This is a genomic window from Burkholderia sp. NLJ2, from assembly GCF_049487195.1.
GTDB classification, from domain to species: Bacteria; Pseudomonadota; Gammaproteobacteria; order Burkholderiales; family Burkholderiaceae; genus Burkholderia; species Burkholderia pyrrocinia.
In genome coordinates, this window is the sequence record NZ_CP137810.1 from 1,360,539 (window position 1) to 1,382,973 (window position 22,435).

Here is a 22,435-nt window from a genome sequence, read left to right on the forward strand (position 1 = left end):
AGAAAGCCGGCTCCGCGATGGAGCCGGTTCGCGCGCGTCGACGTGAATTTATCGCGCGCTGCTTATAAGACAGCCGTCAAACATCCGGATCCGGAATCCGCGCCGACTGGATCACGACCAGCGTATCGCCCTTCTCGATCCGGCACGGCGGGTCTTCATAAAACGACTGGATCTTCCCGCACCGATCGAGCCCGACCACGATCGCGCCCGGCACGACATTGGTCATGCAGCCGATCTCGTGCGGCAATGCCTCGCGCTCCAGCAGCGTCGCGCGCCCGCGCGTCGACAGCATGTCGTTCACGAACGGCACGATATAGCGGCTTTGCACCGCATCCGCGAGCAGCAACGCGCCGATCTTCGTCGACGACACGATCACGTCCGCGCCGGCCTGCCGCAGTTGCCGCTGGTACAGGTTCTCCTGGATCCGCACGACGATCTTCGTATCGGGCGCGATGCTGCGCACCGACAGCGTCAGCAGGATCGCGGTCGGATCGTCGGTCACCGAGATGATCACGGCCTTCGCCGCGCGCACCTGCGCCTGCTGCAGCAGGTCCTCGTGCGCGGGATCGCCGAGCAGCCCCGTCACGCCGAGCGACGTCGCGGCCTCGAGCGCCTGCTGCTGCGAATCGATCACGATGATCGTCGCGGCATCGACACCGCTCTCGAGGAGTTCGCGCACGGCGATCGACCCCGACAGGCCGTAACCGCACACGACGATGTGATCGGACAAGTGCTTTTGCAGACGTTTCATGCGGAATTCCTCGATGACGCGCTGGATCACGAACTGATACGCCGTGCCCAGGAAAATGAACCAGATGACGATGCGGATCGGCACGATGAAGAACGCATCGATCAGGCGGGCACGCGCGGTCACGGGCACGATGTCGCCGTAGCCGACCGTCGCAACGGTGACCATCGTGAAGTACACGAGATCGGCGACGGTCATCGGCGTGCTCTTGGTCGAATCGCGCAGGCCGTCGCGATCGAGATACAGCACGAGGAACGCGAGCACGCACAACAGCACGACCGCACCGACCCGGAACAGCAGCGTGCGCCGCGGCGACGTCGCGGGACGCGTGAACAACATGCGCGCACGCGGCGCCTGCCACGGGTTGCCGGCGCGACGCAGGCGTGAGCGCAACGAGCGGCGCTGGGCGGAGGGCGAGGCCAACGGGGAATCTCCTGAAGGATGCGGGCTCGATTCTACGACGGGACGACGGTGATCCGGCCCGACGTCATCGCATCGATTCGTCCGCTACAGCATGCTGCGCGGCCGCACCATCGTCCCGTCGACGAAACGCTGCGCACGAAACGCCGACAGGTCGAGCGACGGCGCCCCCGTGTCGATCCATTCGGCGAGCAGCCGGCCGACGATCGGCCCCATCGCGAAACCGTGACCGCAGAACCCCGTCGCGATCGCGAGCCCCGCCGGCGTGCCCGGCGCATCGATCACCGGAATGCCGTCGGGCAGCACGTCGATCAGGCCGGCCCATGCCTCGACGATCTGCGCGTCCTTCAGCGCGGGGAAGATCGCCTTGAGCTTCGCGAGCGCGCGCGGCGCGTGCGCGCGATTCGGCTGCGGCTGCGGATCGCGCGGCTCGATCGGCCCGGCCGCGCCGTTGATGCGCGCGAACGCATCGCGCCATGCAGCCGAATTCACGTGCAGCCGGAATTTGTCACGCTGCGACCAGAACTCCGGCCAGAACAGACTCAACCCGCGCAGGTGGCCAAGCGTCAGGTCGACGTCGACCTGCATGTCGTCGGCGAGATTGATCGCGCCGTTCTCGCGCTGCCGGATGCCGAGGCCGTGCCCCCAGAGCGTCGACGCCGACACCGGAGGCACCACGTTGGTGCGCATGCAGGTGCCGCGCACGGCCTGCTGCGGCAGCCGGATGCCGACGCCGTCGAGCAACCGGAAACTGGTCGCGCCGGCCGCGCAGATCACGCGCCGCGTGCGGATCGTGCCGCGCTCGGTCGCGACGCCGACGACCGCGCCGCCGGCCGTCTCGATCGCCGTCACGCCGCAGCCTTCGAAGAAGCGCACACCGGCCTCGGTTGCGCGCGCGGCGAACGCCGCGGCCACGCGGCGCGGCTCGGCCTGCCCGTCGGTCGCGGTGTACAGCCCGCCGAGCGTGCGCGCCTGCGGCGAAAGACCGCTGACGCGCTCGTCGATCTGCGCGCGCGTCAGCGTGCGCGTATCGAGCCCGTGCTCGCGCGCGACGGAGAGCCACGCGTTGAACGACGCCCAGTCCGTTTCGTTGTCCGCAATATAGAGGCAGCCGCCCTGCCGCCATTCGAGATCGAAACCGAGGGTTTCCTCTAACTGCTCCCAGATCCGCATGCCGGCCATCATCAGCGGCACCTCGGCAGCTTCGCGCCCCTGCTGCCGCACGAAGCCCCACGCGCGTGTCGACTGCTGTCCGGCGATGCGCGACTTGTCGAGCACGACGGCCTTCAGGCCACGCAAACCCAGGTAGTACGCGGCCGCGCAGCCCATGATGCCGGCGCCGGCGATCACGACGTCGGCCTCGGCCGGCAGCGCCGTTTCGACGCGGGTCAATGCATCGTGCAGCGGATAGGTTGTCGTCATTGCTTCCTGTCAGGCGTTAATACATTCGGAATACGGGCTGTTGCGGTAACGTCGTGACACACCTTTCACACAAACGCACCTTTCGCGACACTGAATGACGACCATTTTGCGGTAAAGTTATCTTTTCCGCGCGTGGCCGGTCGGCTCGCCACTGGACGTCATGAAGACTGTCCGTCGAGACTGCCGCAAGGCGTCATTCTGAACGTCACGATCCGTTCCCGTAGCATGACCATTGAAGCAATCACCACGGATTCCCTCGCGGTTGCCGAGCGCGTGCGCGAGCTGATGACCCGCAACGGCATCGGCAAGCGCCAGCAGACCACCGAGCTGTGCCGCATCCTCGACCTGAGTTTCTCTCAAGGCCACCGCAAACTGCGCGGCAGCAGCCCCTGGACGCTCGCGCAAATCAAGAAAGTCGCCGAAGCGTACGGCGAACCCGCCGCGCAACTGTTCGGCGCGCAAACGCTCGACCCCGGCATGGTCGGCGCCTATTCGCAGGAGGCCGTACTTTACGCGGGCGTCGCCGAGATTCCGTGCACCGCATGGATCGGCGCGCCGCTCGAAGCCGGCGCGCGCCCCGAGTTCGTCGCGTACGAACAGAACGGCCGCTGGCGCGTGCTGCGCCACACGGGCGTGCTGTACCAGAACGCGTATGACGTGCACAAGATCGAAATCTATCCGCGCCGCGCGGAGAGCGACAAGCTCGTCGTCGCCGTGATCGATCCCGATCGCGTCAGCGCGACCGAGCTGTGCCGCTATCTCGAACGGCAGGGTTTTGCGACGGCCGCGTTCGACGGCCTCGCGCCGTTCGTCGACGCGCTGCAGGGCCAGGCCTTCGATGCGGTGCTGACCGAATGGCTGTTCGACGACAGCACGGCCGCGACCGCGATCAAGGCCGTGCGCACGTCCGACAACCCGGGCGCACCGATTTTCGTGCTGACGGGCGACCTGCTCACCGGCCGCGCGAGCGAAGCCGACATCAGCGAAGTGATCCGCGCGTTCGACGTCGTCTGCTACGAAAAACCCGCACGCATGGCAATCCTCAGCGCCGATCTCGCGAAACGGCTCGCGCGCGGGTAATTTCCGCCGCGCCGCGCCTCTTCCGGACGGCCGACGTCCGCGGCACGGCGGCCGTGAACAGGTTCCTCAGTACAATAGCCGCACCTGTTCACGCCTACGCCGCCCGACTCCATGGCCCGCCTCATTCCCGACGACTGGAAAAGCCTCGCCGCGACCGGCGCGGCCGAACGCGAGCGCGAAACGCTCGCCGCGCTCGAACGCGCGCTGCCGGACAGCTACACCGTGTATCACGGCGTGCACTGGACGCGCGCCGAACAAGGCTTCTCGGTGTTCGGTGAAGCCGCGTTCGTCGTCGTGAGCCCGGCCGGCCGCGTGCTGCTGATCGAGCAAAAGGCCGGCTTCCTGCGCGAAACGCCGAAGGGGCTCGTGAAGGTCTACCTGCAGACCGAGCGCAACGTCGCGATCCAGCTCGCGCGCACGCAGGAAACGCTGCACCGGCGCCTGACGGCCGCGCTCGGCGCGGGCGTCTACGGCGTCGAGGCGCTGCTGTACTGCCCCGACTACTCGATCCGCCAGGCGTCGATCGCCGGCGTCGCGGCCGACCGGATCGTCGACGCGTCGCGCAAGGCGCAGCTCGCGCAGGTGATCCTGCAGATCCTGCCCGAGGACGACGAACGTCTCCCGAACGCGCCGAAGCTCCACCATTTCCTCGCGGACGAACTCGCACTCACGCCCGACACGAGCGCACTCGTCGGGCAGGCCGGCACGCTCGTCACGCGGCTGTCGGGCGGCCTCGCCGCGTGGGCGCGCCAGCTCGAATTCGCGCCGTTCCGGCTGCGCGTCACCGGCACGGCCGGCTCGGGCAAGACGCAGCTCGCGGTGCAGGCGATGCGCGATGCCGTCGCGGCCGGCAAGCGCGTGCTCTACGTGTGCTTCAACCGGCCGCTCGCCGACTACATCGCGCGCATCGCGCCGCCCGGCGCGAAGATCGCGAACTACCACCAGTTGTGCGACTGGGTCGCGCGCGACGGCGGCTATACACCCGATTTCCAGGTACCCGGCGAATTCGAGCGGCTCGAAGCGCGCTTCGCACAAGCGCCGATCCCCGAACGCTGGCGCTTCGACGTGCTGATCGTCGACGAAGGGCAGGATTTCCATGCGCCGTGGGCGGCCGCACTGGAGCGTTTGCTGGCACCGGACGGCGCGTGGTGGTGGCTCGAAGATCCGCTGCAGAACCTGTACATGCGCGAGCCCGTCGCACTGCGCGGCTGGGTCACGCTGAAGGCGCTGACGAACTACCGCAGCCCGCGCGACCTGCTCGAATTCGTGCGCGACGTCGTCGGGCGCGTCGAGCCGCTCGCGGCCGAACTGCGCTCGGGCAGCCCGTTCGACGGGTCCGATCCGTCGGTGTCGGCATACGGAGAAGAAGGCATGTCGGGCGACGCACTGGCGGAAGCCTGCATCGACGCGACCAAACGCGCGATCACGCACGCGCTGTCGCTCGGCTTCCGCAAGCAGGACATCGCGGTGCTGTCGTATCGCGGCCGCGAAGGCTCGGTGCTCGCGCCGCTCGACCAGCTCGGCCCGCACCAGATCAAGAGCTTCACCGGCAAGTACGACCTGTTCGGCAACCCCGAATATCGCGAAGGCGACGTGCTGCTCGATTCGATCTACCGCTTCAAGGGCCAGTCGGCGCCGTGCGTGATCCTCACCGAAGTCGACTTCGATACGCTCGACGCGCGTGCTGCGCGCAAGCTGTTCGTCGGCGCGACGCGCGCGACGATGAAACTGCTGATCGTCGCGTCGGCGCGCGCGGCCGCGCAACTCGCGGCTGTTTGATAAGGCTCCACGGCCCGTTCGACACGGCGACCAGCTCCGTCGTGATACTCGTCGACACAATCGGGCACATTTCTTTCTGCCCCGCGCCCTGAACTACCCGCCTTTCGAGCGGTTCCTGCAACACGTTATGGTGTATCCACTTGCTGCCTGTCGTTACGATGCCAAGCCATTCCGTATGGCATTCGAAAGGTATCGATCGATGGCTGCAGTCAATATCGCTTTAGGTTTCGGCAGGCAGGCCACCTTGAGCATTCCCGTTTCTCCGAACGCGTTGACGTTCCAGCAGAGACGAGATGCGGACGAGTTCTTGCGGGCTTGGCCGACCGCACGCGTCGGGAATGAAACCTATAGAGCGCTGGACTATATTCGGCGGCTTGGGCTTCACGCGTCGTATAGCGCGGCTGGCGCGGCCGCCGGCGATGCTGTTGCAGTGCTTTGCTCGGCCATACGAAGCGGGGGCGTTTCCGTTTCGATCGAGCGAACAGCTACGCAATCCGGCGGGAGCGGCGGAACCAGCAAGCCGGCCGCCCGAAAGGCCATGGCGGCCGGACCATCGTTCATGCCGTTCTCCGATCTGGAAAGCGTCAAACCGGTCGGCATGCCGCCTTCACCTTGCGAAACGACCGCCGCTCGCAGTTGGGTCACGCCGAACGACGTGAGCGCGGATGAACTCCTCAACTATCTGCAAGGCGTTGTGGGTCGCTTGAGGTCTGAAGGAGCAGCCACGCAGGCTGGCGATAGCTTCACCTCCAAGCTACTCGGCGACGCGCAGCCGTTCGAGTATTCGGAAGCGTCGCCGAGCGACGGCATTTTTGAGATTGCAAAAACACCGAACACCGGAAAACCTGGAACCTGGTACACGAATCCAGGCAGCGGACAGATGCGCTTGTACGGCGACGGTGGGCGACCAGCAGTCGACATCGATTTCGACCACGATCACGGCCAAGGTATTCCTCACGCGCATAACTGGGCGATTGACCCACTTCGCGGAAAATTACGCCGAGGGCCGGGCGTACCAATATCTATTCTTCCTTAAAATATGAGCCGGAATTTCATTTATGGAAAACGTGAATCACCAAAACCTCATTGGGTTCGAGAACATGCCGACCTTCCATGACGCCGAACTCGTCATGATCGACCATCGTCCGACCGATCAGGAATTGCGGCTTCGGTTCCGTCGAATCGACGGTGGAGTCGGCACCTTTCGCTTCACCGGTGTCATTTCCCAGCGAGTGATCGATTTTGCGGAACAGAACGTTGTGTCACGCCTTCTGATATCCGCTGCATACCCATTTTCGGCGGCGGAGGTAGGCCAGTGGCTGAAGTGGATGGACAGCCGAGAGGATTTCGAAGCGGCGAGCGTCGACGAGTCCCTGCTCAATCGGTATCTGGCCGATTTCGACGCAGATCGAAAGGCATTGTTCGTACTCGAGCCGTCATGCGGCGCAGAAGTCGCTGTGCTGTGCGAGGCGATCTGGTTCAGCCTGGACCCCGACGCTTGAACATCCGACGGCGTGAAGTGGCAGCGAAACACTTGGGTGATCACGCCGAGTCGCTTGCCAATATCGGACCAGGAAACAGCCATTCTGGCCATGACTGCACATCCGCTATTCGACCTGCTCGACCGGTTCGATACCGCGAAAATTTACTATACCTTGAGCCGCAATCGATCCGATAGCGTGCTGGTCTCGATCACCGTTGTCGGCATGCGCGTCGACGTGGACGTGTTTCGTGACGGGCACATCGAGGTGTGTACGTTCACGGGATCAGAGGAGCCGTCGGATGCCGCCGATCTGCTCGACCAAATCATTCGCGAGAACACGGACTGACCCGTGAGGCGGGTCGCGCCAACCGACAAACCCGCCACCATTCGCCACGCGCCCACTCACGCCACCCGGAACGCCCCCACCGCGCGACGCAGCCCGTCCGCCTGCTCTTCCAGCGACGCGGCAGCCGCTGCAGCTTGCTCGACGAGCGCCGCATTCTGCTGCGACACCTGGTCCATCTGCGACACCGCGCGGTTCACCTGCTCGATCCCGTCGCGCTGCTCGTTCGACGCAGCCGCGATCTCGGTCATGATGCCCGTCACGCGCCCGATCGCCTGCTGGATGTCCTGCATCGTCGTGCCGGCAACGCCGACGAGCCGCGAGCCGTTCGCGACGCGCTCGACCGATTCGCCGATCAGTGTGCGGATCTCCTTCGCCGCGGACGCCGAGCGTTGCGCGAGCGTACGCACCTCGCCCGCGACCACCGCGAAGCCGCGGCCCTGCTCGCCGGCGCGCGCGGCCTCGACCGCCGCGTTCAGCGCGAGGATGTTGGTCTGGAACGCGATGCCTTCGATCGTGCCGATGATGTCCGCAACCTTCTGCGAGCTCTGGTCGATCTCGTTCATCGTGCCGATCACCTCGCCGACCACCGTCGCGCCGCGCGTCGCAATCTCGCTCGCGCTGTCCGCACACGCCTGCGCCTCGAGCGCATGGTCGGCGTTCTGCTTCACGGTCGCGGTCAGTTGCTCCATGCTCGCGGCCGTCTCCTGCAGCGCGGACGCCTGTTCCTCGGTGCGCTGCGACAGATCGGTGTTGCCGGCCGCGATCTGGTGCGTCGCCGTCGAGATTGCTTCGGAGCCCTGGCTGACCTGGCGCACCGTGTCCGCGAGACTGCGCTGCATGCCCGTCACGCCCTTGACCAGTTCGGCCATCTCGTCGTGCGACGACCAGCGCACTTCCGACGTCAGGTCGCCGTCCGACAGGCGGCGGAAATGCGACAGCAGCCGGTTCACGGGCTGCGTGATCGCGTAATGCAGGCCGATCGCGCAGCCGAGGCACGCGGCCAGGCCGAACGCGATGCCCGCGATCGCGCCTGCGCGCATCCAGCCGTAATAGGTCTGCGCGGTGTCGTAGACATCCTTGCCGCGCGCCGCCTGATACGTATCGAGCGCATCGCTCGCCTGCGTGAGCGCGACCGACAGCGGCGGCGCGACCGACATCAGCAAGCGGTCGGCCTCGTCGCGCCGGCCGTCGCGGATCGCATCGATCAACGGCTTCAGCGCCTGCCCGATCAGCGCCTGGCGCGCGGCGTCGAGACGGCTCGCCAGCGGGCCTTCGTCGCCGTCGTGCGGCATCGCCGCGTAGCCGCGCCACGCGGCATCGGCCTTCGCGAGATAGCTCTCGGCCTTCTTGACGAGATCGGGCACTTCCGCCGCTTCCGGATGCAGCAGCGCGCGGTCGAGCGTCGTGCGCACGATCGTCAGGTTCAGGCTCGCCGCGGACAGCGCGGTCTTCGCAGCCAGTTGCTGCGTATAGGCCTCGTCGAGCGCGCGGTTCGAGCTCTGCATGCCGGCGAGGCCGATCAGCCCCGACACGACGAGCAGCGCGGCAACGAGGCCGAGCGTGGAGAAGATCCGCGTACGGATCGAGAAACGGGAAAACAGGGCGTTCAGGTTCATGACGGCACGTGAGCGATAAAAAGTGCCGCGGCAATCGGTCCGCAGCACTCTGGATTACGGTTTGCCTGCAGAAAACTTGAGTCCGGCCCTCTTTCTCCCTGATCCCGGTCAATTTTTCGCGCCGGCAATCTCCTGTTACGGCTGCAACATATTGAGGCTGGGCAGAAATTGACTAGTCAATCATTGGTCGTTATATTCCGAACCAATTCCCTGCCATGGCAGATATCTCGATGACCACCGACACCCTCCTTACTGCGCCTGCCGCCCAAACGGCCCGCCGCGACGCGCCGACCGGCCTGATCGTCGCCGCGCTGCTGCTCGTCATGCTGCTGTCCGCACTCGACCAGACGATCGTGTCGACCGCGCTGCCGACGATCGTCGGCGAGCTCGGCGGGCTCGACCAGTTGTCGTGGGTCGTCACCGCGTACCTGCTGTCGTCCACCGTCGTGCTGCCGCTGTACGGCAAGCTCGGCGACCTGTACGGCCGCAAGATCGTGCTGCAGGCCGCGATCGTGCTGTTCCTCGCCGGCTCCGCGCTGTGCGGCGTCGCGCAGGACATGACGCAGCTGATCGTGCTGCGCGCGCTGCAGGGGCTCGGCGGCGGCGGCCTGATGGTCGTCACGATGGCCGCGATCGGCGATCTGGTCCCGCCCGATCGCCGGGCGCGCTACCAGGGGATGTTCGGCGGCGTCTACGGCCTCGCGACGATCGTCGGCCCGCTGCTCGGCGGCTTCCTGGTCGAGCACCTGTCGTGGCGCTGGATCTTCACGATCAACCTGCCGCTCGGCGTTCTCGCGCTCGCGGTGATCGGCATCGCGTTCCGCCCGCACACCGCGCACGTGAAGCACCGGATCGACTACATGGGCGCCGCGTTCCTCGCGACCGCCCTCACCTGCGTGATCCTGTTCACGAGCGAAGGCGGCTCGCTGCTGCCGTGGACGTCGCCGCAACTGTGGATGACGCTCGTGCTCGGCGTCGTCGCGATCGGCGGCTTCATTTATGAAGAACGGCTCGCGGCCGAGCCGATCATCCCGCTCGAACTGTTCCGCCATCGCACGTTCGTGCTGGTCAGCCTGATCGGTTTCGTGGTCGGCACCGCGCTGTTCGGCTCGGTCACGTTCATTCCGCTCTATCTGCAGGTCGTGAAGGGCTCGACGCCATCGCAGGCCGGGATGCAGTTGCTGCCGATGATGGGCGGGATGCTCGCGATGTCGGCGATCAGCGGCCGGCTGATCTCGCGGCTCGGCTCATACCGGATGTTCCCGATCGCCGGCACGCTGATCGGCGGGATCGCGCTGGCGCTGCTGTCGACGCTGTCGCTCGATACGCCGCTGCATACGATGTACGCGTACATGGCGCTGCTCGGGATCGGCCTCGGGATGGTGATGCCCGTGCTCACGCTCGCGGTGCAGAACACGGTCGAGTTCCGGCACATGGGCGTCGCGACATCGGGCGCGACGCTGTTCCGCTCGATCGGGAGTTCGATCGGCGTCGCGGCGTTCGGCGCGCTGTTCTCGCACGGACTGCAGGCGCGAATGCTGCAGGCGCTGCCGGCCGGCACGGAGCTGCCGCCTGCGCTCGGCCCCGGCGCCGTGCACCAGTTGCCGGATGCCGTACGCGACGCGTACCTGCATGCGTTCGCGGGCTCGCTGCATGTCGTGTATCTCGCGGCGGCCGTCGTGGTTGCGATCGCGTTCGTGCTCGCGTGGTTCGTCGAGGATGCGCCGCTGCGCACGCACAACTGATCGGGATGCGAGCCGCGCCGTGACCGGCACCGGAAGCACGCCATGTCGCGGCCTTCAGGCCATCGCCCCGCATCGCGACCCATCCACGGCGGCCCGCCGTTACGGCACCAGCACGACCGCGCCCGTCGTCGCCCGCGACTCCAGCAGCCGGTGCGCATCGGCCGCCTGTTCGAGCGGCAGCCGCGCGCCGATCTCGACGTGCATTCCGCCGGCCAGCCGTTCGAGCGTCGCGCGTGCGGCTTCGCGATATCCGGCCACATCGCGCGCAATGAAACCGAGCACGCTCGGCCGCGCAAGCGCGATCGAGTGGGCCGGCCCCAGTTCGTCGAGATCGAACGTCTGCCGTGCGCCGATCGCGGCCACCTGCCCGATGCTCGCGACCATCCCGAACGGCCGGATCGCGCCGAGCGTACGCGTCAGCACGTCGCCGCCGATCCCGTCGATCGCGTAATCGACACCCGCGCCGCCGCCGAACGCACGCGCGGCCGCAACGAAATCCTCCTCGCGATAATCGACGACTTCCTCCGCGCCATGCGTGCGCACCAGCGCGGCTTTCGCGGCCGACCCGACCGTGCCGATCACCCGCGCGCCGAGCGCGCGCGCCCATTGCGTCGCCAGCAGCCCGACGCCGCCCGCCGCCGCATGCACGAGCACCGTGTCGCCGGCACCGACCTGCCGGACGCGATGCAGCAGCATGTAGACGGTGATCCCTTTCAGCAGCCCGGCGGCGGCCGCGTCGTCGCTCAGGCCGTCGGGTATCGGCAGCACGCGCCCCGCCGGCATCGTGCGCAGGCTCGCATAACTGCCGGTCGGCATGCCCGCATACGCGACGCGCTGGCCCGGCACGAGATCCGTCACGCCGGGCCCGACCGCGTCGATCACGCCGGCCGCCTCGACGCCGAGCGCGTCCGGCAGCGCGGGCAACGCGTGCGCGCCCGTCCTGAAATAGATGTCGACGAAATTCACGCCAACGGCGGTCTGGCGAATCCGCACCTCGCCGGCGCCGGGTGACGCGACGGGCGCATCGACGCGGCGCAGCACGCCGGCGTCGCCGTAGCGGTCGAGCCCGATCCGGATGGCGGTGGTTGTTTGGGTCATGACGTTCCTCGCAATCGAATGAAGTGACACGATCATCCCATCGTGCATAATCGATCGGAATTCCCGTTTTCCGCCCATCTACTGTGCAAAATTCGACCGATCCAGATCCCGTTCCTGCGTCCGCGCTGCCGATGAGCTGGGACGACATCCGCACCTTCCTCGCGGTGATGCGCGGCGGGAGCCTGTCGGCCGCCGCACGCGCGCTGCAGGTCCAGCATTCGACGGTCGCGCGGCGCATCGACGCGCTGGAGTCCGCGCTCGGCATCCGGCTGTTCGACCGGCTGCCGCGCGGCTGGCCGCCGACCGACGAAGGGCTGCACCTCGCCGAGCACGCCGCCCGCCTCGAAACCGATGCACATGCGTTCGCGCGCGCCGCGCAGGGCGCGGCAGCGCTCGACGGCGTCGTGCGCGTGTCGGCGTCGCCGGTGTTCGCCAGCCATTTCCTCGCGCCGCGCCTTGCCCGCGCACAGCGCGCATGGCCGGCGCTGCGGATCGACCTGATGGGCGAGATGCATGCGGCGAACCTGTACGCACGCGAAGCCGATCTCGCGGTGCGGCTGTCGCGACCGAGCGAGCCGGGGCTCGCCGCGCGCCGGCTCGGCACGATGCGCTTCGCGCTGTGCGCGTCGCCGGAATGGGCGGACGCGCCGCCCGACACCTGGCCGTTCGTCGGCTACGACGACGCGCTCGCGCAAACGCCACAGCAGCAATGGCTCGAACGCTTCGCGGCCGGGCGCCGTTTCGCGTTCGTCGCGAACGACCTCGCGGCGCTGCATCGCGCGTGCGTCGCCGGCGCGGGGGTCGCGCTGTTGCCGCGGTTTCTCGTCGACGATTCGCGCGCCGAGGCCGGTGCGGCACCCTCGTCCGCGCCCGCGCCGCTGGTCGAACTAACGTCCGCGCCGCGCTGCGACATCGAGCGCGAGATCTGGCTCGTCGTCCATCCGGATGTGCGTCGCTCGCCGCGCGTCCAGCGCGTCGCGGATGCGATCGCGGACGCGGTGCGCGCGGCGGACGGGCGGCTCTGACGGAGCATGCCCGTCGGAGCCCCTGCTCCGGGCCGGCCATGATCCCCGGCCGGTTGCGCCCCGCCGACGCGCCGCTCAGGACTGCCGGACAGGCGACGCCTGCCGTTCGCCGGCCGAAGCCGGAAGGCCGTGATGCGACGCCGAGCGCCGATGATCGATCAGGCCGACCGCGACGGCCGCCGCCAGCGCGGGCAGCCCGATCGCCATGAAGTTCTGTTCCAGCGGCAGATCGATGCCCACCAGCAAACCGATGACGATCGGCGCCAGGATCGCGCCGCTGCGGCCCACGCCCAGCGTCCAGCCGATGCCGGTCGAGCGGATCGCCATCGGATAGAACTGCCCCGCATATGCGCAGTTGACGATCTGCGTGCCGATCGTCGATGCGCCCGCGAGGCCGACCAGCACGAACAACAGCGCGGTCGGCATCTTGTAGCCGAGCAGCGTGATCGACACCGCGGCGAGCAGATACATCGACACGAGCACCGTCTTGATCGGAAAGCGATCGGCCAGCCAGCCGCCGCCGATCGCGCCGACCATCGCGCCGGCGTTCAGCACCAGCACGAAGGTCAACGCGGAGCCGAGGCTGTAGCCGGCGCTCGCCATCAGCCGGGTCAGCCACGAGCTGAGCGCATACACCATGAACAGGCACATGAAGCACGCGATCCAGAACATGACCGTACTGAATCCACGACCGTCGTCGAACAACTGGCGAACCGGCGCGCCGCCCGCCTTGTCCTCGCGCGGAACGACATAACAGTCGCCCGGTTGACGCCGGTATGCGGGATCGAGCCGGCGCGCGATACGCGCGAGCTCGTCGGTCCTGCCGCGCCGGATCAGGAACGGCAGCGATTCCGGCATCCATTTCACGAGCAGCGGAACGAGCAGCACCGGCGCACCCGCGGCGACGAACACGGACTGCCACCCGTACGCCGCGATCATCCCCTTGCCCATCACGGCCGCCAGCATGCCGCCGACCGAATAGCCGCTGAACATCAGCGTCACCAGCGTACTGCGCACGCGGCGCGGCGCGTACTCGGTCATATGGGCGATCACGTTCGGCATCACGCCGCCGATGCCGATGCCCGCCAGGAAGCGGGCAGCGCCGAACAGCGCGGGCGTCGGCGCCAGCCCGGCCGCCGCGGTAAAGACGCTGAACAGCGTCAGGCAGGCCGCGATGGCCCAGCGGCGCCCGATCCGCTCGGCAACGGTCCCAAACACGATGTTGCCGAACATCATGCCGAACAGCGCCGAGCTGACCATGAAACCGGCCTGCGCGGGGTTGACGCCCATCTCCTTCATGATCGCCGGCAGCGCGATGCCGGCCACTGCCAGGTCGTACCCGTCGAACACGATGATCAGCGCGCACCAGAACAGCACGACGCCGTGCAGCTTGCCCAGCCGCGCATCGTCGGAGAGCGCCTGCAGGTTGATTTGACGCATGGAGCTTCCTTCCTTTTTCCAGAGGGGATTCAGGCCGGGCGGTAGCCGTCGCATTACGCTCGTTCGAACTAATCCGATCGCTCAGCCTATCGATTTAGTAGTTGTACGAATCATCGTCGTGAGATGCGCCGCTGTCCGTCCGGCTGCCGGCGCAGTGTAGGAAGCCACAATGATTCCCACTATCCGGAATTTGCAGGCGGCTCGCGAATTTGATCCGCTTTTTCTCGTACCGCACCCCCCGCGCTATCCGATTTTTTCCCCGGTTGAGGCAGGACTATCCGATTCTTGCGAAACTTTCGACAAGCCTGACAAAGATCAATATCATCCTTTCAGGTTATCTCGCTCACAAGAGAAACCGATGTGGCACGACGCGCATCCGCGGCCAGCCGGATGCGCTGCGCGAAAAACGCCACACAGGAGACGCCCCATGCCCCTCACCCCGAATGCGGAAGTGCTGTCCGCGCTGTATCGGAATTGCGTGTTCCGATCCGGCTTGCGCACGGATGCGCACGAGCAGGTCTCGCTGGAACTGGCCGAGCATGCGCTGCGCTGGAAGCAGGGCGTACCCGACGCGGCGCTTTTCAAGGGGCAACTGAATCACCTGAGCGTCTACGCGCTGCAGTACGGCGCCGAAGTCGAGGTCGCCCCGCGCCCGTTCGACGGCTTTTCGCTCGTCCACACGTCGCTCGCGGGCGGCGCCGAAATCGAGTGCGACGGGCACGTGATGGGCGTGTCCGAAGGGCGCACCGCCGTGCTGGCGCCGACGTCGCGCGTCCGCCTCCGCTGGCGCTCCGGCACCCGGCAACTGATCGTCAAGGTGCCCGATTCGCTGATGCGCGCGGTCTGCGGCCGCCGGCCCGACGAAGCGACGCCCGGCCTCGCGCCGGGATTCCTGTTGCCGACGGCGCTTGCGTCGCAATGGGATCTGATCGCGCAGTCGCTGCTCAACGTGCTCGCCGTTGCCGACGACGGTGGCATCCGGGCCGAATGGCGCGACCACTTCGAACGAAGCCTCGCGCTGTTCCTGCTCGTGCATTGCCCGCCGTCGCCCGCCGCTGCGCATGCCGGCCCGGCGCCGCACGCGCGCGGCGCGCCGGCGCAAGCCGGATCGCGCGGCGGCATCCGGCAGATGGATGCGCTGCACGAATTCATCCACGCGCGGCTCTGCGCGCCGATCTCGCTCGAAGATCTCGCCAGGGCGGCCGGCGTCAGCCTGCGGACGCTGAACGTGCTGTGCCGGCGCTACCACGGCGCGACCCCGATGGAGCTGCTGCGCAACATCCGGCTGGACGCCGCGCGCGTGCAGTTGCTGACCGACCCGGTGGCCAGCATCACCGATACGGCGCTGACGTTCGGCTTCGGGCACCTCGGCCGCTTTTCCGCCTATTACTTCGCCCGCTTCGACGAGTTGCCGCGCGACACGCAGAAGAACCGTACGCCGAACTGAACGCCGCGGCGCTGCACGCGCGGCCGTCGCTTTACGCGTCACGCAATCGCCCGCATAGTAATGGTTTGCCCGCATCCCCGCCCTGCCGCCCCGTCACCATGTCCGCCACGCCAGCCGCCTGCATCGTCCGCGATGCGACCGACGCCGATCTCGCCGCCATCCACGCGATCTATGCACATCACGTCCGCCACGGCGTCGCGTCGTTCGAGGAAACGCCGCCCGACACCGCCGAGCTGCGCGCGCGCCGCGACGCGGTACTGGGCCACGGGCTGCCGTATCTCGTCGCGGAAAACGACGGCCGCGTGGCCGGCTATGCGTACGCGACGCCTTACCGCACGCGCAGCGCCTACCGCTTCACGATCGAGGATTCGATCTACATCGACGATGCGCAGCGCGGGCGCGGGATCGGCCGCGCACTGCTCGCGGCGCTGATCGCGCGCTGCGAAGCCGGCCCGTGGCGGCAGATGATCGCGGTGATCGCCGACGGCGGCACGGGCGGTTCGACGTCGCTGCATCGCGCGTTCGGCTTCGAGCCGGCCGGCACGCTGAAGGCGGTCGGCTTCAAGCACGGCCGCTGGATCGACACGGCGCTGCTGCAGCGCCCGCTCGGCGACGGCGCACGCACGCTCCCCGCCTCGCCCGAGCCTGCCGCGTCGCGCTAGAATGGCCGCATGTCAAAACAGACTCATTCCACCCCCGACGAGGCCGCAGCGGATTCCCGCAACGAATACACGGTCGACGAACTGGCGCGCGTGTCCGACACGACCGTGCGCAACGTCCGCGCGTACCAGGATCGCGGTTTGCTCGCGCCGCCCGAGAAGCGCGGGCGCGTCGGCATCTACGACGACACGCACGTCGCGCGCCTGAAGCTGATCAACCACCTGCTCGCGCGCGGCTACACGCTGTCGAACATCCAGGACCTGATCAAGGCGATCGACGAAGGCCACGACCTGCGCTCGATCCTCGGCCTCGAAAACGCGATCGGCGGCCGCTGGTCGCATGAACTGCCGAAAACCTATTCGCTCGCCGCGCTCGCGCAGATGTTCGGCCCGCAGGCGACCACGCAGCTTTCGCGCGTGACCGAGCTCGGGCTGCTCGAACGGCGCGGCCTGTCGTTCGTCGCGAAGAGCCCCGCGCTGCTCGAGGCGGCGGCCGCGATGACGAAGGAAGGGATCCCGCCGCGCGAGCTGCTCGACGTGATCAGCCTCGCGCGACCGCACTTCGACGCGATTGCGCGGCTGCTCGTCGATCTCGTCGTGAAGCGGCTCGACCGCTACGACGCCGACACGCTTCCGCCGGTCACCGACGTGCCCGAACTGGTCGACGCGATCTGGCGCCTGCGCCCGCTCGCGACCGTGTTCGTCGAAGGCGAGACGAACCGCGCGCTCGAAACCGCGGCGAGCGCGTATCTTGGCGGACGCGTCGCGACGATCCTCGACAAGAAGCTCAGCGACGAAGCGGCGCGCCAGTCCGGCACGCCCGATACGCAAGGCGACGGCGACAAAGCATAGGGCCGCCGCCGTCATATTCTTATCGGCAATGCTTCGTTTGCGGGCGCGATCGCCCATGCGACGATTCTTCCAACCGAGCGGCACCGGCCGCTCTCCCGAAGACGTTTCGCATGGAGTCCGTTCGATGATTCGTTTCACCCGCTGGATCACCCGCACCGCTGCCGTCACGCTCGTCGCGCTGTCCGCCGCGTCGGCCTTCGCGCAGGGCGGCGCCGACAAGGTCGTGCGCATCGGCTATCAAAAGGCCGGCCTGCTGTCGATCATCAAGGCGCAAGGCTCGCTCGAAGCTCGGCTCAAGCCGCTCGGCTACAACGTCCAGTGGTTCGAATTCCCGGCCGGTCCGCAACTGCTCGAAGCGCTGAACGCGAACAGCATCGACTTCGGCTATACGGGCGCGCCGCCGCCCGTGTTCGCGCAGGCCGCAGGCGTGCGCTTCGTGTACGTCGGCGCGGAACCGCCGTCGCCGCACAACGAAGCCGTGTTCGTGAAAGCCGATTCGCCGATCCGCTCGCTCGCCGAGCTGCGCGGCAAGAAGGTCGCGCTGCAGAAAGGCTCGAGCGCGAACTACCTGCTGCTGGAAGCGCTGAAGAAGGCCGGCGTGCGCTACGACGAGATCCGCCCCGTGTACCTGCCGCCCGCCGACGCGCGCGCCGCGTTCGAAAGCGGCAACGTCGACGCGTGGGCCGTCTGGGATCCGTATTACGCGGCCGCGCAGAATTCGCTGAAGATCCGCACGCTGTCCGACTACACGGGCCTCACGCCGGCGAACAACTTCTACGAGGCGACGCGCGATTTCGCGGAGCAGCATGCCGACGTGGTCGGCGCGATCCTGAAGCAGGCACGCGAGACGGGCCTGTGGGTCAACGGGCATCCGGCCGAGACCGCCGCGCTGATCGCGCCGAAGGTCGGCCTGCCGGTGCCGCTCGTCGAGACCTGGATCAAGCGCGTGCCGTTCGGTGCGGTGCCGGTCGACGAGAAGATCGTCGCGGTTCAGCAGGGCGTCGCCGACGCGTTTTATGCGGCGAAGCTGATTCCGCAGAAGCTGAGCGTGGCGGACAATGCTTGGACCGACAAGCGGGTGGCGACCGCGCTCGCCGCGAAATAACGCACGGCGCAGCGCGCACGCGTTCGAAAAAAGGCCGACGGGCACCCTGCCCGTCGGCCTTTTTTGGTTCTTTCCGCCTTTTCGGGGAACGTAGGGCGCACTGTCGTCGTTCGGCCATCTACGGCCATCTACCCGCACTTTCGAACTGCCATTCAAACGTCGCTTCCGCCCGGACAATGGACCTTCGTGTGCGGATTTCGGCAGTCATGTAGTCGGCCGTTAATTACATCCCTGTTTCATTCTTGGCCGCAGGCGGCGCCTGCGGCACGTCGTGCGGGCGACGCACGCGGAACGCCGTGAATTTCGATGCGTGACCGCGCATTCATTGCACCCGACCTATACTTTCAAAACCATTTCGTCCGCGATAAGGAGGCGCAATCGTGCCCTATGTACTTCGCGCGGCATCCCGCGCGGTCATTCACGCAAGGCCCATGACTACTGTCGTATGAGGAAGGCATCATGACGCGCAAATACATCGATTGCCGGGAATTCCCGAGCGAAATGAATTGTTCCGTTGCGCTATCCGCGGATTCCGAAAACGAATTGCTCGAGGCGGCCGTACAGCATGCGGTCGCGGTTCACAAGCATACCGATTCGCCGGAGCTGCGTTCGCAGCTGAAAACGCTATTTCATGACGGCACACCGCCCGTTGAAACACCGCGTAACGCATAACGCCGGCGCGACGGATTGAAGAGCAGCGACCAGCTCACGACGGCCATCCGCTAACAACGGATTTGTGTTGACCGTCGCTGCACATCGTGCCGATATCTTCTTCTGCGCGTGGTCCAGTGGGGTGGCTACCGAAGTGCGGCTATCGTGCGAATACCTCGCTGCCGGGCCGAACTCGTACTTCCGCGTTCGGCCAGTAACAACCTTTCGGGCGTGTCTCACGCATGACCGCTGCTGAGCCGAAGCGGCCATAACGGGTTATATGCCCTCGTTTGGCAAGATCTCCGTCAGAAGCGCAAGTTCTATGGATAAAAGGTTTCGCCACGATTCAGCATGTTGACGAATTCCTCGATTTTACGCGCCCTTGTTTCCGGCTTTTTCGCATTCTGTACCCGAAACAGGATGGCATAACGGTTACGGCTGTTCAGTGTTGCAAAAAACTTCCTGGCTTCCGGATTAGCGTCCAAAGCCACCTGTAGGTCGTCCGGCACTGTCGAGTTGCTGGCCGACGTATAAGCCGCCTCCCAGCGGCCGTCCTTCCTGGCCTTCTCGATTTCGCACATACCGGGCGGGCGCATTCTGCCTGCGGCGATCAGCGCTTCGGCCCTGTCTTTGTTGAGTTTGGACCAGATGCTTTTTGCGGAGCGTGGGGTGAAGCGTTGTAACCAGTATTTGTCGCTCTCAGCCTGCTTTTGACCATCAATCCAGCCATAACAGAGGGCGCTTTCCAACGCCTGTTCGTAGGTTACGGTTCGCTGCCCGGTGCCTTTTTTCGCTAGACGCAACCATGCTCCGGTAGACGTGCTGCCGTTTTGCCCTAACCAGCTTTCCCATTCGGTCTGACTGCTAAATGTTAGAGCGCATTCGGTCATGTCACTACCCTGAATGGTTGAGTACATGTGCGGGAAAGGCGTCCGCAGTCTAACAGTGTTGATACGGACATCAATGTCCGTGGTGTGACCAAAAACCGGTCGCTCCGTCGCCACTAGCCCGTCGGCTGATTCGGGTCGCGAGGGTCCGGCCGCGACCCGCCGCCAGGGTGGCGACGGTCCTCCTCGACATGTCGCGTCAGTGCGAAGCCTCGCCGTCGCGGGGCGATGATCCCCGACAGCCGACGGCGTTCAGGCTGCTGCCGCCTTATGCATCGAGTCGTGCTGATCGCCACCCAGGATATCGACGAGATCGGTCAACATCCGCCCCAATTCACCCGTCATCAGCGTGACATCCGAGTCGAAGCGTTCATCGTCGTTCTGCGCGGTGGGATCCGTCGCCTCCTTGATCACGTCGAGCGGCGTGACTCGCTTGATCGTCAGCGACGGTGTCAGCACGAAGGAGATCCGGTCATTCCAGGTCATCGCGAGGCGCATGCATTGTTTGCCGGCCTCGATGTGCCGGCGCATGTCGTTCGCTTCCAGCGCGTGGCCGACGTATCGCACCGTGGCGCCGCCTTCGCCGCTCGAGCGCAACTCGGCGTCCTGGTCCACGGTGAATCCGCCCGGCGCCTCGCCAGACAGCAGCCAATCCGTCATCGCGGCGACCGGCGAATGCGCCACGTGAACGCCGGCGAGCGGCAACTGATCGATCGATTTGACGAGCAGGCCGCGAACGTCGTCGGCAAGCGCCTGTGAAGCCGCGTCGATGACGAGCCAGCCGTTCGCCGTATCGATCCACACGCGGGTATCGCGGCGAATGCTGAACGCGCGCGGCAGCAGCTCGTCGGTAACCTGCTCCTTGAGTTCGCGCAGCTGTTTTCGCCCTACCTTGAAGCCCTGCTGCTCCTCGACTTCGAGCGCCCGGGCCTTGGTCACCTGATTGACGACCGACGCCGGGAGCAGCTTCTTTTCGGCACGAAACACCAGCAGCATCTGCCGGTTGATCGAATACACCAGCGCGCCGTCGTCACGCGGCGACGCCCATCCGTGGCGCTGCATCTCGACGCTGCTGCCCGGCTGAAACGCGTGGGGCGCCAGCCATTTTTCCATCTGATCGGGAGTAACGGCCCAAGGGGCCGGAAGACGATGAAGCTGAAGATTTTTGAACCACATGGGAGTACGGGCAAAGCGCACCATTCTATATGACGGGGACGCTTGCCGGCTGCGGATTCAACCGGTCGATGCAACACCTCCACTGCTTACACAACGTCTAGTGCGTTGCATCGACCGGTTGAATCCGCCGTCAGATAGCACCATCCACGGAAATCCGCGAAGCGCTTTTTGCTTGACCCACGGCGGGCAATCAGCACCCGGCCATCGATCCGGCGAAGTCACGCGCAGCGCATGAAAAGAGGCCGGCAGTCACCCTGCCCGCCGGCCTTTTGCATTAGGTAGCCATGCGCGCCGGCCTACTTCAACGCCCCCGCCACCTTCTTCTGCCGCCACAGACACAGCAAATCGCACGCAACATGCGCGGCCGCAATCGCGGTAATGTCCGCATGATCGTAAGCAGGCGCCACCTCAACAACATCCGCCCCAACCAGATTCACCGCCCCGAGCGCACGCACGATCGCGAGCGCCTGCGCTGACGACAGCCCGCCCGCGACCGGCGTGCCCGTGCCGGGCGCGAACGCCGGATCAAGGCAGTCGATGTCGAACGTCAGGTACGCGGGCCGCGCGCCGACGATATCGACGATCCGCTCGACCGCCGCGCGCGAACCGTGGTCGTGCACCCACGCGGCGTCGAGTCGCTCGATCCCGAGAAAGTCGTCGTTCCACGTGCGGATGCCGACCTGCACCGACGTCGCGGGATCGATCAGCCCTTCCTTCACGGCCTTGTAGAACATCGTGCCGTGATTGAGGCTGTCCGGATCGTCATCCGCCCACGTATCGCAGTGCGCGTCGAAATGAATCAGCGACAACGGCTTGCCGTAGCGCTCCGCGTGCGCGACCAGCAGCGGATACGTGATGTAGTGGTCGCCGCCGAGCGTCAGCATCTTCGCGCCCGACCGCAGGATCGTGCGCGCATGCTCGACGATCGCGGGCTTGATCGACAGCGGGTTGTGCGCGTCGAACCAGCAGTCGCCGTAGTCGACGGCGGCGAGATCGTCGAACGGATCGAAACCCCACGGATACGGATTGAGCTCCGCGAGTTGCACGCTCGCCGCCCGGATCGCGGCCGGCCCGAGTCGCGCGCCGGAGCGATAGGTCGTCGCGAGGTCGAGCGGCACGCCGGAAATCGCGACGTCGACGCCGTCGAGCACGCGCGAATAGTTGCGGCGCATGAACGACAGCACGCCCGCATAGGTGTTTTCGATCGACGAGCCGTACGGCGTCGTGCGACGGATCGCGCCGTCGCCGTGGAGAAGTTCGGTCATGGTCGGACCTGTTTTCGTGGGAGCCGGCCCCGCCCCGCTTTGCATTGACGCACGGGCCGGGAACGGCGTGGATTCATCGGGCACGCACCGGCTTGCGCATCCAGTCGCGCGGCCGGGCGGGACAACGACATCGGCAATACCGCGGCGATCATAGCAAGCCGAATTGGAGCCGTTGCCCCGGTTCAGCAGGG

The 22,435-nt window shown here is 66.4% G+C and carries 20 protein-coding genes; 12 read left to right on the forward strand and 8 right to left on the reverse strand.

The annotated features are described in order from the left end of the window. Positions 1 to 76: 76 nt before the first annotated feature. Both R9B84_RS28380 and R9B84_RS28385 read right to left on the reverse strand, forming a co-directional pair. On the reverse strand, positions 77 to 1,171 hold the full coding sequence (locus tag R9B84_RS28380) for a potassium channel family protein (protein WP_423763288.1): 1,095 nt from the start codon (positions 1,169 to 1,171) through the stop codon (positions 77 to 79). Between the two features lie 84 nt (positions 1,172 to 1,255). Then, entirely contained in the window at positions 1,256 to 2,590 is a 1,335-nt protein-coding gene (locus R9B84_RS28385) for an NAD(P)/FAD-dependent oxidoreductase (protein WP_423763289.1), read from the reverse strand. 225 nt (positions 2,591 to 2,815) lie between these two features. Here R9B84_RS28385 and R9B84_RS28390 point away from each other — a divergent pair, with 225 nt between their 5' ends. From R9B84_RS28390 to R9B84_RS28410, 5 genes are all read left to right on the forward strand, one after another. Further along, positions 2,816 to 3,670, forward strand: coding sequence for a helix-turn-helix domain-containing protein (locus tag R9B84_RS28390; protein ID WP_175840076.1), 855 nt, complete (start codon positions 2,816 to 2,818; stop codon positions 3,668 to 3,670). Positions 3,671 to 3,781: 111 nt separating this feature from the next. Next, on the forward strand, positions 3,782 to 5,449 hold the full coding sequence (locus R9B84_RS28395) for an ATP-binding domain-containing protein (protein WP_423763290.1): 1,668 nt from the start codon (positions 3,782 to 3,784) through the stop codon (positions 5,447 to 5,449). 199 nt (positions 5,450 to 5,648) lie between these two features. Then, complete coding sequence (locus R9B84_RS28400) at positions 5,649 to 6,485, forward strand: hypothetical protein (RefSeq protein ID WP_423763291.1); 837 nt, start codon at positions 5,649 to 5,651, stop codon at positions 6,483 to 6,485. A gap of 22 nt (positions 6,486 to 6,507) precedes the next feature. After that, positions 6,508 to 6,951, forward strand: a complete 444-nt coding sequence (locus R9B84_RS28405) for a hypothetical protein (RefSeq protein ID WP_423763292.1) — start codon at positions 6,508 to 6,510, stop codon at positions 6,949 to 6,951. Between the two features lie 90 nt (positions 6,952 to 7,041). After that, positions 7,042 to 7,278 (forward strand): hypothetical protein, encoded by a 237-nt coding sequence (locus tag R9B84_RS28410; protein ID WP_423763293.1) that lies wholly within the window; start codon positions 7,042 to 7,044, stop codon positions 7,276 to 7,278. A gap of 56 nt (positions 7,279 to 7,334) precedes the next feature. On the opposite strand, the gene R9B84_RS28415 is transcribed toward R9B84_RS28410, so the two are convergent. Continuing rightward, positions 7,335 to 8,894 carry a methyl-accepting chemotaxis protein gene (locus R9B84_RS28415; RefSeq protein WP_423763294.1) on the reverse strand — a complete coding sequence of 520 codons (1,560 nt, stop codon included), beginning with the start codon at positions 8,892 to 8,894 and terminating at the stop codon, positions 7,335 to 7,337. A 230-nt stretch (positions 8,895 to 9,124) separates the two neighbouring features. On the opposite strand from R9B84_RS28415, the gene R9B84_RS28420 reads away from it, so the two are divergent. Continuing rightward, entirely contained in the window at positions 9,125 to 10,639 is a 1,515-nt protein-coding gene (locus tag R9B84_RS28420; protein ID WP_423763295.1) for an MDR family MFS transporter, read from the forward strand. A 99-nt stretch (positions 10,640 to 10,738) separates the two neighbouring features. Here the strand turns inward: R9B84_RS28420 and R9B84_RS28425 are convergent, their stop codons facing one another. Further along, complete coding sequence (locus R9B84_RS28425; protein ID WP_423763296.1) at positions 10,739 to 11,737, reverse strand: quinone oxidoreductase family protein; 999 nt, start codon at positions 11,735 to 11,737, stop codon at positions 10,739 to 10,741. A 131-nt stretch (positions 11,738 to 11,868) separates the two neighbouring features. Here R9B84_RS28425 and R9B84_RS28430 point away from each other — a divergent pair, with 131 nt between their 5' ends. Further along, on the forward strand, positions 11,869 to 12,762 hold the full coding sequence (locus R9B84_RS28430; RefSeq protein WP_423763297.1) for a LysR family transcriptional regulator: 894 nt from the start codon (positions 11,869 to 11,871) through the stop codon (positions 12,760 to 12,762). A gap of 75 nt (positions 12,763 to 12,837) precedes the next feature. On the opposite strand, the gene R9B84_RS28435 is transcribed toward R9B84_RS28430, so the two are convergent. Continuing rightward, positions 12,838 to 14,202 carry an MFS transporter gene (locus R9B84_RS28435; protein ID WP_423763298.1) on the reverse strand — a complete coding sequence of 455 codons (1,365 nt, stop codon included), beginning with the start codon at positions 14,200 to 14,202 and terminating at the stop codon, positions 12,838 to 12,840. A 427-nt stretch (positions 14,203 to 14,629) separates the two neighbouring features. On the opposite strand from R9B84_RS28435, the gene R9B84_RS28440 reads away from it, so the two are divergent. The 5 genes from R9B84_RS28440 (at position 14,630) to R9B84_RS28460 (ending at position 18,937) form a co-directional block, all read left to right on the forward strand. Beyond that, positions 14,630 to 15,649 (forward strand): AraC family transcriptional regulator, encoded by a 1,020-nt coding sequence (locus tag R9B84_RS28440; protein ID WP_423763299.1) that lies wholly within the window; start codon positions 14,630 to 14,632, stop codon positions 15,647 to 15,649. A gap of 98 nt (positions 15,650 to 15,747) precedes the next feature. Beyond that, complete coding sequence (locus R9B84_RS28445; RefSeq protein ID WP_423763300.1) at positions 15,748 to 16,311, forward strand: GNAT family N-acetyltransferase; 564 nt, start codon at positions 15,748 to 15,750, stop codon at positions 16,309 to 16,311. A gap of 9 nt (positions 16,312 to 16,320) precedes the next feature. Then, complete coding sequence (locus tag R9B84_RS28450) at positions 16,321 to 17,160, forward strand: MerR family transcriptional regulator (protein ID WP_423763301.1); 840 nt, start codon at positions 16,321 to 16,323, stop codon at positions 17,158 to 17,160. A 124-nt stretch (positions 17,161 to 17,284) separates the two neighbouring features. Continuing rightward, the gene (locus R9B84_RS28455) at positions 17,285 to 18,265 is read left to right on the forward strand and encodes a sulfonate ABC transporter substrate-binding protein (RefSeq protein ID WP_423763302.1); all 981 of its coding nucleotides are present in this window, start codon (positions 17,285 to 17,287) and stop codon (positions 18,263 to 18,265) included. Between the two features lie 459 nt (positions 18,266 to 18,724). Next, on the forward strand, positions 18,725 to 18,937 hold the full coding sequence (locus R9B84_RS28460) for a DUF1059 domain-containing protein (RefSeq protein WP_423763303.1): 213 nt from the start codon (positions 18,725 to 18,727) through the stop codon (positions 18,935 to 18,937). A 299-nt stretch (positions 18,938 to 19,236) separates the two neighbouring features. Here R9B84_RS28460 and R9B84_RS28465 read toward each other — a convergent pair whose 3' ends face one another. The 3 genes from R9B84_RS28465 to speB all read right to left on the reverse strand — a co-directional run bounded on the left by R9B84_RS28465 (position 19,237) and on the right by speB (position 22,244). Next, positions 19,237 to 19,806, reverse strand: coding sequence for a YdeI/OmpD-associated family protein (locus tag R9B84_RS28465; protein WP_423763304.1), 570 nt, complete (start codon positions 19,804 to 19,806; stop codon positions 19,237 to 19,239). Positions 19,807 to 20,055: 249 nt separating this feature from the next. Further along, positions 20,056 to 20,979 carry a recombination-associated protein RdgC gene (locus R9B84_RS28470; protein WP_423763305.1) on the reverse strand — a complete coding sequence of 308 codons (924 nt, stop codon included), beginning with the start codon at positions 20,977 to 20,979 and terminating at the stop codon, positions 20,056 to 20,058. A gap of 296 nt (positions 20,980 to 21,275) precedes the next feature. Continuing rightward, entirely contained in the window at positions 21,276 to 22,244 is a 969-nt protein-coding gene (speB, locus tag R9B84_RS28475; RefSeq protein WP_423763306.1) for an agmatinase, read from the reverse strand. Positions 22,245 to 22,435 lie beyond the last annotated feature (191 nt).

Bases quoted from the DNA above. Each gene is read 5' to 3' on its own strand.
- R9B84_RS28385 (WP_423763289.1), bottom strand. From the start codon at position 2,590: ATGACGACAACCTATCCGCTGCACGATGCATTGACCCGCGTCGAAACG.
- R9B84_RS28390 (WP_175840076.1), top strand. From the start codon at position 2,816: ATGACCATTGAAGCAATCACCACGGATTCCCTCGCGGTTGCCGAGCGC.
- R9B84_RS28395 (WP_423763290.1), top strand. From the start codon at position 3,782: ATGGCCCGCCTCATTCCCGACGACTGGAAAAGCCTCGCCGCGACCGGC.
- R9B84_RS28400 (WP_423763291.1), top strand. From the start codon at position 5,649: ATGGCTGCAGTCAATATCGCTTTAGGTTTCGGCAGGCAGGCCACCTTG.
- R9B84_RS28405 (WP_423763292.1), top strand. From the start codon at position 6,508: ATGGAAAACGTGAATCACCAAAACCTCATTGGGTTCGAGAACATGCCG.
- R9B84_RS28410 (WP_423763293.1), top strand. From the start codon at position 7,042: ATGACTGCACATCCGCTATTCGACCTGCTCGACCGGTTCGATACCGCG.
- R9B84_RS28415 (WP_423763294.1), bottom strand. From the start codon at position 8,894: ATGAACCTGAACGCCCTGTTTTCCCGTTTCTCGATCCGTACGCGGATC.
- R9B84_RS28420 (WP_423763295.1), top strand. From the start codon at position 9,125: ATGACCACCGACACCCTCCTTACTGCGCCTGCCGCCCAAACGGCCCGC.
- R9B84_RS28425 (WP_423763296.1), bottom strand. From the start codon at position 11,737: ATGACCCAAACAACCACCGCCATCCGGATCGGGCTCGACCGCTACGGC.
- R9B84_RS28430 (WP_423763297.1), top strand. From the start codon at position 11,869: ATGAGCTGGGACGACATCCGCACCTTCCTCGCGGTGATGCGCGGCGGG.
- R9B84_RS28435 (WP_423763298.1), bottom strand. From the start codon at position 14,202: ATGCGTCAAATCAACCTGCAGGCGCTCTCCGACGATGCGCGGCTGGGC.
- R9B84_RS28440 (WP_423763299.1), top strand. From the start codon at position 14,630: ATGCCCCTCACCCCGAATGCGGAAGTGCTGTCCGCGCTGTATCGGAAT.
- R9B84_RS28445 (WP_423763300.1), top strand. From the start codon at position 15,748: ATGTCCGCCACGCCAGCCGCCTGCATCGTCCGCGATGCGACCGACGCC.
- R9B84_RS28450 (WP_423763301.1), top strand. From the start codon at position 16,321: ATGTCAAAACAGACTCATTCCACCCCCGACGAGGCCGCAGCGGATTCC.
- R9B84_RS28455 (WP_423763302.1), top strand. From the start codon at position 17,285: ATGATTCGTTTCACCCGCTGGATCACCCGCACCGCTGCCGTCACGCTC.
- R9B84_RS28460 (WP_423763303.1), top strand. From the start codon at position 18,725: ATGACGCGCAAATACATCGATTGCCGGGAATTCCCGAGCGAAATGAAT.
- R9B84_RS28465 (WP_423763304.1), bottom strand. From the start codon at position 19,806: ATGACCGAATGCGCTCTAACATTTAGCAGTCAGACCGAATGGGAAAGC.
- R9B84_RS28470 (WP_423763305.1), bottom strand. From the start codon at position 20,979: ATGTGGTTCAAAAATCTTCAGCTTCATCGTCTTCCGGCCCCTTGGGCC.
- speB (WP_423763306.1), bottom strand. From the start codon at position 22,244: ATGACCGAACTTCTCCACGGCGACGGCGCGATCCGTCGCACGACGCCG.